The following is an 11,207-nucleotide window of genomic DNA, read 5'->3' on the forward strand; positions in this document are numbered from 1 at the left end:
AGTGGGGGGGCCCATCGACGGGCTCAGGGAACGGTGTCGCTCCCTGAGCCTGTCGAAGGGGAAAGACGTGCTACTTGACCGTGAAGCCCTGCGCCTTGGCGTAGTCGGTCATCGTGCCCTGCAGGTCGTCGAGAGCATCGGAACCCGACTTCGACCCATCGATGATCGAGACCATCGCCTTTGTGAGCTCCGAGTAGTAGTACGTGGTGAACGGGCTGTAGGTGTAGCCCTCGTACGCGTTCTCGGCGGGGATGTAGACCTCTTTGTTGGCCGTCTGGCCGCCGAAGAACTTGACGGGCGTGTCGGCGAACGCGTCGGAGGCCAAAATCTTCTGGTTGAGCGGGAAGATCGTCTGGGTGTCGACGCCGTCCTGCAGTTCCTCGTCGGATGCGTACAGCTCCTTGGCGACGGTCGCCGCCAGATCCTTGTCCTTGGCCTGCGTGGTGACGGCGAACGTGGATCCGCCCCAGTTCACGGAGACGGGGTTGGCGGGATCCCACTGGGGAAGCGGGGCCGCCTTCCAGTCTGCGCCGTCTCCCTCGGTCGAGGCTCCGGCTCCGGTCAGGTATCCGGGAGCCCACGCCGCGGAGACGTAGGTGGCGTAGGAGCCGTTGGCCAGGCCGCCGATGTAGTCGGTGTTGAACTGGTCCTGCGTGTCGACGATGCCCTTCTTGACCAGGTCTGCCCAGTAGTCGGCGACCTTCTTCGAGCCGCTGTCGTTCAGTTCGACGCCGATGTTCTGCGGGTCGGCCGACTCGTAGTCCCAGGCCTTCTGGCCGTTCTGCGTCATCAGAGCCGTGAACCAGGCGGGTACGTTGCTGCCGAAGTCGCCCATGAACGGGCCGCCCGCGTCTTTGAGCTGCTGCCCCGCAGCGGCGTATTCGTCCCACGTCGTCGGCACGGCGATGCCGTACTTCGCGAAGATGTCGGCGCGGTAGATCATGGCCATCGGGCCGCCGTCGACCGGGATGGCGTAGACGGAGTCGCCGCTGGAGACGTCTTTCCACGCACCGGCGCTGAAGTTGGCCTTCACGTCGTCGGCGCCGTGCTCGCTGAGGTCGACGAGAGCGTCCTGCAGGATGAACCCGGGAACGACCTCGGCCTCGAGCATGACCACGTCGGGGGCACCCGTTCCCGCCGCGATCGCGGTGGAGAACTTGGCGTATTCGTCTGCGCCCTGACCGGCGTTCGACCAGCAGACCTGCACGTCGTCGTGCGATTTGTTGAACATGTCCACGACCGTGTTGATGTTCGGGTACCACGCCCAGACCGACACCTGGGGGGCGTCTTTGTTGACGATGGTGTTGCTGCACGAGCCTGCGTCACCGCCTGCGGAGTCGGTGCTGCCTCCTGCGCTGACATCGGGCGAGCAGCCGGCGAGAGTGACCAGGAGAGCGCCAGCGCTCACCACGGCCAGAAGTGATTTGGTCTTCACTGTGATGGTTCCCTTCGAGGAAAGAACCGCGACGATGCTGTCGCGAGTTCGGGTGGGGGTGCGTCGTCTCCCTAGCGCAGCGGTGCGTGCGCCGAGGCGGGAGAGGGGTGGGAGAGTTCGGCGATGACGCCTGCCCGCGGGTAGCGGCCTATGACCATCAGCGAATCCTCCTTGATTCGGGCAATCGACTTCGCCCACAAGGCGTGAAATCGAATTCTTGTCATTTACAACGTTGTAAAGTAAACGTTGTAAAAGCGATTCTGCACTGCCTCGGCACCCCTGTCAAGACGAAGATCGCGACGAGTGCGCAATCGATATGAACGCCGTCCACGCGGCGCTCAGGCGGCACTCAGCGCGCGCTCGACTCCCGTTGCACCACACGGAATTCGGTCGCGAGATCCCGCGCCGGAACATCCGCGCCGGGATTCTCGATGCGTTCGAGAAGCAGGTCGACGGCGGTCTCGGCGATCTGATCCTTCGAGGGATCGATCGTCGAGAGCGAGGGGATCGAATAGCGCGTCTCGTCCAAGTCGTCGAATCCGATGACCGCGACATCGTCGGGAATGCGCAGCCCCGCCTCCTGCATCACCCGCATCGCCCCGAGCGTCATCGAGTCGTTGAAGCCGACGAGGCCGTCGAAGGGCACGTTCTTCGCGAGGTAGGACCGCATCGCATCGGCGCCGTCCTTGCGATGCCAGGTGAGAACGCTGATCACGAGCGACGGGTCGTAGGCGACCCCGGCCTCGTCGAGGGCCTGTCGGTACCCCTCGAGCCTGAGGCCTGCGGATCCGACCACCTCGCCGGGATGCGAGCCGAGGGCGGCGATCCGCCGCCTGCCGAGCGAGAGCAGGTGCTCGGTGGCGGCCTTCGCGCCCGCCGTGTTCTGCATGGTCACGTGATCCTTCGGCCCGTGGAAGATGCGGTCGCCGAGCAGCACCATCGGCATGCGGCTGTCGAGCTCGTGCGCGTCCTCCTCGCCGAGGGCGAGAACGCTGTAGAGGATGCCGTCGACGAGCTGCATGCGGGGTCCGCGCAGGATCTCGAGCTCCTCTTTCTTGCCCCCGGGCATCTGCTCGATGATCACCGAGAGCCCCTTCGCCTGGGCCGCACGCATGACCGCGTCGGCGAGTTCGGCGAAGTAGGCGTTGCGCAGGTCGGGGATGAGCAGGCTGATCACGCCGGAGCGCCCGGAACGCAGGCTGCGGGCCGAGAGGTTGGGCTGGTAGCCCAACTCGGAGATGGCGGACTCGACCTTGGTGCGGGTGGCCGGCCTGATGTGCGGATAGTCGTTGATGACGTTCGAGACGGTCTTGATCGACACGCCGGCCAGCCGGGCGACATCGTGCAGGGTAATGGCCACGGCTTGAGACTACAACGTTGCAGAAACGGCGGCCATCACCCTCGCGACAGAACGAAGCGATGCCTGCGCTCGTTCTCCCGATACAGCCTGTTCGCGATCGGAGCCCAGACGATCACCGCGACTCCGGCACCCAGCAGCAGTCCGCCGAACGTGTCGCTCAGCCAGTGCGCTCCGAGATAGGTGCGGCTCAGCAGCATGAGCACGACGTACACGACCCCCGCGATCCAGACCCAGCCGCGGCGCAGGATGATCGCGAGCACGACGGCCATGGTCGTCGCGTTCGCGACATGGCCCGACGGGAAGGACCCGAAGTCGGCGTGCACCAGGATCTCCTCCGGCCTCGCCCTGCCGAAGATGCCCTTGAGCAGCTGCACCAGGCCGGCCGACAGGATCGTCGCGACCGCGAAGTACAGCGCGGCCCAGAACCTGCGGAACAGGCAGAGCCCCACGATGATGGCGATCGGAACGATGAACACCCCGATCACCCCTCCCCCGAGGTAGTTCATTGCGAGCGACGGGATCTCCCACACGGGCGAGCGGTGCTCGACGATCTCGTCCATCCACTCGGTGTCGAAGCCGAGCGGGTTGCCGGCCCCGCGCAGCATGACGAGCGCGCCGATCAGCACAGCGACCACCAGCACCGCGAACGCGCTGACCAGGGGCCAGAACCGCTGCACTCTGCGGGTCTTCTGGTCGGTGCTGGGCTCCGTGCCCGGCTCGATACTCTCGGGGTTGCGCGTCGTCATCCACCGACCGTACCGGCTGCGCAGAATCCCTGCGCAGGGCTTGCTATCGGCGTCAGTGGCCCAGCGCCGGCACCGTCGACGGCCGCACGATGAGCCAGAGGGAGAGCACGGCGACGGCCGCGGTCACGGCCATGACCGCTCCCATCGGCACCGCGCTGGTGATGCCCAGGAAGCCGACGACCGGAGAGATGAGGCCGGCGAGGCCGAAGTTGACCGCCCCCAGAAGAGACGCGGCCGTGCCGGCCTCCTTGCCGTGCCGGTCGAGGGCGAGCACCTGCACGCAGGGGAACCCGAAGCCGCAGGAGGCGATGAAGAACCAGAGCGGAACGAGGATGCCCACCAGCCCGGCACCGGCGGAGTCGAGCACCACGATCGCGATGGCGCACACCAGCATGACCATCGTCGTTCCCGCCAGGATCCACTGCGGGGGCACGTATTTCGTGAGTCTGGCCGATGCCTGCGTGCCGACGGCGATGCCGATCGAGTTGACGGCGAAGAGCAGCCCGTACTGCTGCGGGTCGAGCTCGTAGACGAGCTGGAACAGGAACGACGACGCCGACAGGTAGGTGAAGAGCCCGGCGAACGTCATTCCGCCGATGAGGGCCACGCCCACGAAGATACGGTCGCTGAGCACGGACTTGTAGCGCTGCCCCAGGGTCGAGTGCCCGTCGTCTCGCGGGCGATCCTTGGGCAGGGTCTCGACGATCCAGAGCCAGACGGCCACCACGACGAGGATGCCGTAGATCGCGAGCGCCCAGAAGATTCCGCGCCAGTCGGTGAAGCGCAGCATCTGCGAGCCGATGAGCGGCGCGAGCAGGGGTGCGAGCGTGGTGACGAGGGCGAGGCGCGAGAGCATGCGCACCAGCGGACGACCGCCGAACAGGTCGCGCACCATGGCCATGGCGACCACTCCGCCCGCGGCGGCACCGGCGCCCTGCAGCACCCGGAAGATGCCGAGCGACACGATCTCCGGAGCGACCGCGGCTCCGATGCAGGCCGCGATGTGCAGCAGCGTCGCGACGATGAGCGGCAGCCGTCGACCGACCTTGTCGCTCCACGGACCGACCACGAGCTGACCCAGCGCGAATCCGATCGTGGTGCCAGTGAGGGTGAGCTGGATCGCTCCGGCCGACACCCCCAGGTCTTCTTCGAGGATGGGGAACGCAGGCAGGTAGAGGTCGATCGTGAGTGGCCCGAGCGCGGTGAGTCCGCCGAGCAGAAGCACGTAGACGAGGCGTTGGCGCCGCGAGAGGGAGTCGCCCGGGTGAACGACGGTGATGGAGTCAGTTGTCACGGGATTCCTTGCGCGATCGCGGCGATAGACGAATGGAATCCACACTACCGAATCGATTCGACTTCTGATCCCGTGCGCTCGAATCGGTTCGATCCGCTTTCAGTCCCGGCGCGAGAAATCGACGGCGAGAACGGCTCCGGCCTGCTCCGCGTAGACGAGCGGATGCGCGAGCGAGCGCTCCCGGGATTCGGCAAGGTCGGTCAACGACACGGCCGCGGCGAAGTCGTCGCCGGGCGCGGCGATGCGCCCGGCCACCAGCATCGGCACGGTGGATGCGGCGCGAGCGGCCGAGAGCACGCGCGACGCCACCTTGCCGCCGGCCGACTGCTCGTCGAAGCTGCCCTCGCCCGTGACCACGACGTCTGCTGCGGCGATCGCGGCGTCGAGGCCGGAGAGGAGCGCGATCTCGTCCGATCCGGAGACGAGCACCGCACCCCAGGCCACGAGGCCGAAGCCCACTCCCCCGGCCGCGCCGACGCCGGGAAGATCGGCGGGCACAGCCGGCAGGACCGAGGCGAGGGCGGCGAGACCGCGCTCGAGCTCGTCGACGATGCCCGGCGACGCACCCTTCTGCGGCCCGAAGACCCGGGCCGATCCGCGCTCGCCCAGGAGGGGGTTCGTCACATCGCAGAGAACGGTGACCCCGCCGGCCGGCAGCGGCCTCAGGCCACTGAGCTCGGCTTCGACGAGGTCGTGCAGGCCCCGGTTGCCGTCGGCGATCGGCGAGCCCTCGGCATCCAGAAACCGCGCGCCGAGCTCGCTGAGCACGCCTGCTCCCCCGTCGGTCGACGAGCTGCCGCCGATGGCCAGGACGAGGCGGCGCACCCCGTGGTCGAGGGCCGCCCGCACGGCCTGGCCGAATCCGCGCGTGTGCGCATCCAGGGGCCTGAGGCCGGCGAGCAACGGGAGGCCGCTGGTGTTCGCCAGCTCGACCACGCCCGTGCCGTCGGGCAGGAGAAGCCACTCGGCGTCGACCACCGCGTCGTCCGGACCGGTGACGCGAACGGGCATGAACTGCGAGCCCGGCACCGCGGCCGCGACGGCATCGATCGTGCCCTCTCCCCCGTCGGCCAGGGGCAGCAGCACGAGGTCGTCGTCGGGGCGCGCGCGGGCCCAGCCCTCGGCGATCGCCCGGGCCACGGCGTCAGCCGACGCGCTGCCCTTGAAGGAATCGGGGGCGATCACCACCCGGCTCACGACCCGAGCACTCCCGCGGGGTCGGCCAGCATCGGCCCGAAGGCCAGCTCGGCGGCGCCCACCATCAGCAGGCGCGTGCGCAGCTGGGCTCGCTCCACCGTGACCTGCTCGCCGAGGGTGCCGAACGACGCGCGTCGGATGCCGTCCTGCAGCCGGGCGGGATTCGCGGCGAAGAGCGATCCGAGGAATCCGCCGAGGATGATCGACGACGGGTTGAAGATGGCCACGAAGTTGCCGAGCGCTGTGCCCAGGACGTCGAGCTGCCTGTCGATCTCGGCTCGCACCGCGTCGTCGACCGTCTCTCCGAGCATCCGGTCGAACTCGTCGCCGTCGACGGGGTCCGCACCGAGCACGTCGAGCAGGCGACCGACACTGACCTCGGTCTCGAGGCATCCGGTCTTGCCGCAGAAGCAGGTGACGCCGTTGCTGTTCACCAGCGTGTGGCCGAGCTCGCCGGCGTAGCCGCGCGCGCCCTGCAGGGTGCGGCCGGCGACGAGAACACTGCCGCCGATGCCCGAAGTCGATCCATTGAGGTAGACGATGTCGTCGACGCCGCGTCCGGCGCCGAAGAGGCTCTCCGCGAGCAGGCCGAGCTGCGCGTCGTTCGCGGCGAGGGCCGGGATGCCGACCTGGGCGGCGACCGGCTCGGCGAGCGGCTCGTCGTTCCAGAGAAGGTGCGGGGCGAGGGTGACGACACCGTCCGACGTGCGCACGAGCCCGGGCACGGCCAGGCCGACACCCACGATGCGCTGGTCGTCGTCGAGGCCGGCGCGCAGAGCATCCACCTCGCGTCTCACGATGTCGATCGTCTCGGAGACGCCAGGTGCTGCGGGGGCCTCGTGCCGCACGCGCGAGTGCACGCGGCCGCCGAGGCCCACCAGGCCGATGGTCACGGCGTCGAGGTCGGGGTTCACCGCCACCGCGAGCATGCGGTCGGTCAGGTGCACGAACGGGCTGGGGCGCCCCACCGTTCCGGGGTCTGTCTGCTGGGTCTCGTACACGAGCCCGAGCTCCGCCAGCTCGGCGACGAGCGCCGCGATGGTCGAGCGGTTCAGGCCCGTCGCGCGGGTGAGACCGGCCCGCGTCTGCGACCCGCCGTGGTGCAGCAGCGTCAGGATCGTGGAGAGGTTGTGCCGCCTGGCCTGGTCGTTGCTGTTGCCCACGCGACTGAGCGGGGCGGGCACAGACTCGACACTCATGATCCGAATACTAGTCTCCCGATCGTCGTCGAAAGCTGATATGTTTTCGACAGCAACAATTCACCAATGACGTTGAGAGACGGGAATCACCATGGCCCTCGAGCCCACGCGCGACGATAAATTCTCCTTTGGCCTCTGGACCATCGGCTACAACGGAGCCGACCCGTTCGGCGGCCCCACCCGAGCACCCCTCGACGTCGTCGAAGCGGTGCACAAGCTCAACGAGCTCGGTGCCTACGGACTCACCTTCCACGACGACGACCTCTTCGCCTTCGGCTCCACCGACGCCGAGCGCCAGACGCAGATCGACCGCCTCAAGCAGGCACTCGCCGACACCGGCGTGATCGTGCCGATGGTCACCACGAACCTGTTCTCCGCTCCTGTCTTCAAAGACGGCGGCTTCACCTCGAACGACCGCGGAGTGCGCCGCTTCGCGCTGCGCAAGGTTCTGCGCAACATCGACCTGGCCGCCGAACTGGGCGCCAAGACCTTCGTCATGTGGGGTGGCCGCGAGGGCGCCGAGTACGACTCGGCCAAGGACATCCGCCAGGCCCTCGAGCGCTACCGCGAGGCCGTGAACATGCTCGGCGACTACGTCACCGACAAGGGCTACGACATCCGTTTCGCGATCGAGCCCAAGCCCAACGAACCGCGCGGCGACATCCTGCTGCCGACCCTGGGCCACGCGCTCGCGTTCATCAACACCCTCGAGCGCCCGGAACTCGTCGGCGTGAACCCGGAGGTCGGCCACGAGCAGATGGCCGGTCTGAACTTCGCCGCCGGAATCGCGCAGGCGCTCTACCAGGGCAAGCTCTACCACATCGACCTCAACGGCCAGCGGGGCATCAAGTACGACCAGGACCTGGTCTTCGGCCACGGCGACCTGCAGAACGCCTTCGCCCTCGTCGACCTGCTCGAGAACGGCGGCCCGAACGGCGGACCGGCTTACGACGGCCCCCGCCACTTCGACTACAAGCCCTCGCGCACCGAAGACATCACGGGCGTCTGGGACTCGGCCGCCGCGAACATGCGCACCTACCTGCTGCTCAAGGAGCGCGCCGCAGCGTTCCGCGCCGACCCCGAGGTGCAGGAGCAGCTCGCCGCGTCGCGCGTTCTCGAGCTGTCGCAGAACACGCTGGGCGAGGGCGAGAGCTACGACGACCTGCTCGCCGACCGCAGCGCCTACGAGGAGTTCGACGCCGACGCCTACTTCAACGGCAAGGGCTTCGGCTTCGTGCGCCTGCAGCAGCTGGCCCTCGAGCACCTGCTGGGCGCGCGCGGCTAGTACCCATCTCGTTCCCTGAGCCTGTCAAAGGACCCCTTCGACAGGCTCAGGGAACGGTTCGTTTTTCACACAACAAGGAACCACACCCATGCCCCTCGTCGCCGGAGTCGACTCCTCCACCCAGAGCTGCAAGGTCGTCATCCGCGACGCCGAGACCGGCGCGCTCGTGCGCATGGGCCGCGCGCCGCATCCGGAGGGCACCGAGGTCGACCCCGCCGCTTGGTGGCACGCCCTGCGCCAGGCGCTCACCGCAGCGGGCGGGCTCGACGACGTCGACGCGCTGGCCGTGGCCGGCCAGCAGCACGGCATGGTGGCTCTGGATGCCGACGGCCGGGTGATCCGCGACGCCTTGCTCTGGAACGACACCCGCTCGGCCCCCGCGGCCACGGAGCTGATCGCGGAATTCGGTGCCGAGGAGCTGGCGCGACGCACGGGAAGTGTGCCCGTCGCATCCTTCACCATCACGAAGCTGCGCTGGCTGCGCGACGCCGAACCGGCCAACGCCGAGCGCGTCGCCGCCGTCGCCCTCCCCCACGACTGGCTCACCTGGCGCCTGCGCGGCTACGGCCCCGCCGGCGATGAGACCAGCCCGCTCGGCCCGGTCCTCTCCGAGCTCACCACCGACCGCTCCGACGCGAGCGGTACCGGCTACTTCGACTCCGTCTCCGGAGAGTACGACCGCGAACTCCTCGTCGCCGCGCTCGGCCACGACTGCATCCTCCCGCGCGTGCTCGGCCCGGCCGAGTCTGCGGGAACGACTCCCTCGGGCGTCGTCCTCGGCGCCGGCGCGGGCGACAACGCGGGCGCGGCCCTCGGCCTCGGAGCCCGGGCCGGAGACGTCGTCGTCTCGATCGGCACGAGCGGCACGGTCTTCGCCGTGACCGAAGCACCCATCAACGACCCGTCGGGCACCGTCGCCGGCTTCGCCGACGCGAGCGGGCTGTCACTGCCGTTGGTGGCCACCCTCAACGCCGCGCGCATTCTGGATGCGACGGCCCGGCTGCTCGGGGTCACCCACGACGAGCTCGGCTCGCTGGCCCTGGCCGCGGCGCCGGGATCGAACGGTCTTGTTCTGCAGCCGTACTTCGAGGGCGAGCGCACACCGAATCTGCCGGATGCCACGGCCACCCTCTTCGGCATGACCCTCGCCTCGACCACCCGCGAAGGCCTCGCCCGCGCCGCCATCGAGGGACTGCTCTGCGGCCTGGCAGACGGCGTGGCCGCCGTGACCGCGCTGGGCGTGCAGGCCGAGCGACTGCTCATCATCGGCGGAGCCGCTTTGAACCCGGCCGTGCAGGCGATCGCCGCCCAGGTGTTCGAGCTGCCCGTGAGCATCCCGACGCCCGGCGAATACGTGGCCGACGGTGCCGCGGCACAGGCCGCCTGGGTTCTCACGGGCACGCGCCCGAACTGGACCGTCTCGACGGTCGCCACTCCCGCCCCCGACTACCGCCCGGGAATCCGCGCCCAGTACGCAGCCCACGCGGTCTGACGCCCCGCAGAAACACCTCAGGCCGACCCGAGAGGTCTCTCGGATCGGCCTGAGCCTGTGTGCTGCTGAGCGTGCTACTTGGTGAGCGGCTCGAGGGTCGGGTCGTTGGCGTACGCCTCGGCCGCGTTGTCCTTGGTCACGATGACCGGGTCGAGCAGGAAGGCCGGAACGACCTTCACGCCGTTGTCGTACGACTCGTCGTCGTTCGTCGTGGCCTTGCCACCCTTCTGCAGTTCGCCGACCATGTCGATGGCCTGCTTGACCAGCGCGCGGGTGTCCTTGTTGATGGTCGAGTACTGCTCGCCCGCCATGATGGACTTCACGGACTCGACCTCGGAGTCCTGACCGGTGACGACCGGGATCGGCTTGCCGGCGGCCTTCACCGAGGTGATGATCGCGCGAGCCAGCGTGTCGTTCGGGGAGAGGACTCCGTCGAGCGACGTGGTGCTGTAGGTGCTGGTGATCAGCGAGTCCATGCGGCTCTGGGCGTTCTCCGCCTTCCAGCCGGCGGTCGCCGTCTGCTTGATGTCGGTCTGGCCCGAGCCCACGACGACGGTGCCGTCGTCGATGGCCGGCTGCAGAACGCTCATCGCGCCGTCGAAGAAGACGGCCGAGTTGGCGTCATCCGACGAACCCGAGAACAGCTCGATGTTGTACGGGCCTTCGGCCTTCTTCGCCTTCATGCCGTCGAGCAGGGCCTGGCCCTGGAGCTCGCCGACCTTGAAGTTGTCGTAGGCGACGTAGTAGTCGACGGCCTCGGTGTTGAGGATCAGGCGGTCGTACGCGATGACGATGGCGCCGGCGTCGTGCGCGGCCTCGACCTGGGTCGAGAGCTGCGAACCATCGGCGGCACCGATGATGATGACCTTCGCGCCCTTGGTGACCATCGACTGGATCTGGCCCTGCTGGTCGGCGACGGTGCCGGATGCGGCGGCGTACTGAACGTCACCCTTGTAGCCGGCCTCCTTGAGGCCGTCTTCGAACAGTCCACCGGCGAGGACCCAGTTCTCACTGGTCTTCGAGGGCAGTGCGACTCCGATGACGGAATCGGCGGCGAAACCGGCCGACGCTCCATCGGTGGAGGTCGTGTCTCCGGCGCGGCTGGAGCAACCCGACAGCGCCAATGCTGCGACCGCAGCGACAGCTGCAGCGGTTAGTGCGACTTTACGCATTTCAATCACTTTCTTTTGTGTGGTGCA

Annotated in this window: 10 protein-coding genes; 2 read left to right on the forward strand and 8 right to left on the reverse strand. The window is 68.3% G+C overall.

The annotated features are described in order from the left end of the window. Nucleotides 1–70: 70 nt before the first annotated feature. From ASF06_RS01050 to ASF06_RS01075, 7 genes are all read right to left on the reverse strand, one after another. Complete coding sequence (locus tag ASF06_RS01050) at nucleotides 71–1,435, reverse strand: ABC transporter substrate-binding protein (protein WP_055923991.1); 1,365 nt, start codon at nucleotides 1,433–1,435, stop codon at nucleotides 71–73. A gap of 71 nt (nucleotides 1,436–1,506) precedes the next feature. Then, entirely contained in the window at nucleotides 1,507–1,659 is a 153-nt protein-coding gene (locus ASF06_RS19925) for a hypothetical protein (RefSeq protein WP_157439029.1), read from the reverse strand. 125 nt (nucleotides 1,660–1,784) lie between these two features. Further along, the gene (locus ASF06_RS01055) at nucleotides 1,785–2,795 is read right to left on the reverse strand and encodes a LacI family DNA-binding transcriptional regulator (RefSeq protein WP_055942255.1); all 1,011 of its coding nucleotides are present in this window, start codon (nucleotides 2,793–2,795) and stop codon (nucleotides 1,785–1,787) included. Nucleotides 2,796–2,830: 35 nt separating this feature from the next. Further along, entirely contained in the window at nucleotides 2,831–3,541 is a 711-nt protein-coding gene (locus ASF06_RS01060) for a phosphatase PAP2 family protein (protein WP_082500603.1), read from the reverse strand. Nucleotides 3,542–3,593: 52 nt separating this feature from the next. After that, nucleotides 3,594–4,835, reverse strand: a complete 1,242-nt coding sequence (locus ASF06_RS01065) for a multidrug effflux MFS transporter (protein WP_235497096.1) — start codon at nucleotides 4,833–4,835, stop codon at nucleotides 3,594–3,596. A 99-nt stretch (nucleotides 4,836–4,934) separates the two neighbouring features. Then, on the reverse strand, nucleotides 4,935–6,032 hold the full coding sequence (locus tag ASF06_RS01070) for a glycerate kinase (protein WP_055942258.1): 1,098 nt from the start codon (nucleotides 6,030–6,032) through the stop codon (nucleotides 4,935–4,937). Further along, nucleotides 6,029–7,231 (reverse strand): ROK family protein, encoded by a 1,203-nt coding sequence (locus ASF06_RS01075; RefSeq protein ID WP_055942263.1) that lies wholly within the window; start codon nucleotides 7,229–7,231, stop codon nucleotides 6,029–6,031. Before ASF06_RS01075 ends, ASF06_RS01070 begins: the two co-directional genes overlap by 4 nt. 91 nt (nucleotides 7,232–7,322) lie before the next feature. Here ASF06_RS01075 and xylA point away from each other — a divergent pair, with 91 nt between their 5' ends. Further along, nucleotides 7,323–8,516, forward strand: coding sequence for a xylose isomerase (gene xylA, locus ASF06_RS01080; protein ID WP_055942267.1), 1,194 nt, complete (start codon nucleotides 7,323–7,325; stop codon nucleotides 8,514–8,516). Between the two features lie 88 nt (nucleotides 8,517–8,604). Then, entirely contained in the window at nucleotides 8,605–10,008 is a 1,404-nt protein-coding gene (locus ASF06_RS01085; protein WP_055942269.1) for a xylulokinase, read from the forward strand. Between the two features lie 74 nt (nucleotides 10,009–10,082). Here ASF06_RS01085 and ASF06_RS01090 read toward each other — a convergent pair whose 3' ends face one another. Continuing rightward, complete coding sequence (locus tag ASF06_RS01090; protein ID WP_055942272.1) at nucleotides 10,083–11,180, reverse strand: substrate-binding domain-containing protein; 1,098 nt, start codon at nucleotides 11,178–11,180, stop codon at nucleotides 10,083–10,085. Nucleotides 11,181–11,207: the final 27 nt, after the last annotated feature.

Origin of the sequence: Agreia sp. Leaf244 (assembly GCF_001422695.1) — a bacterium.
GTDB lineage: Bacteria > Actinomycetota > Actinomycetes > Actinomycetales > Microbacteriaceae > Agreia.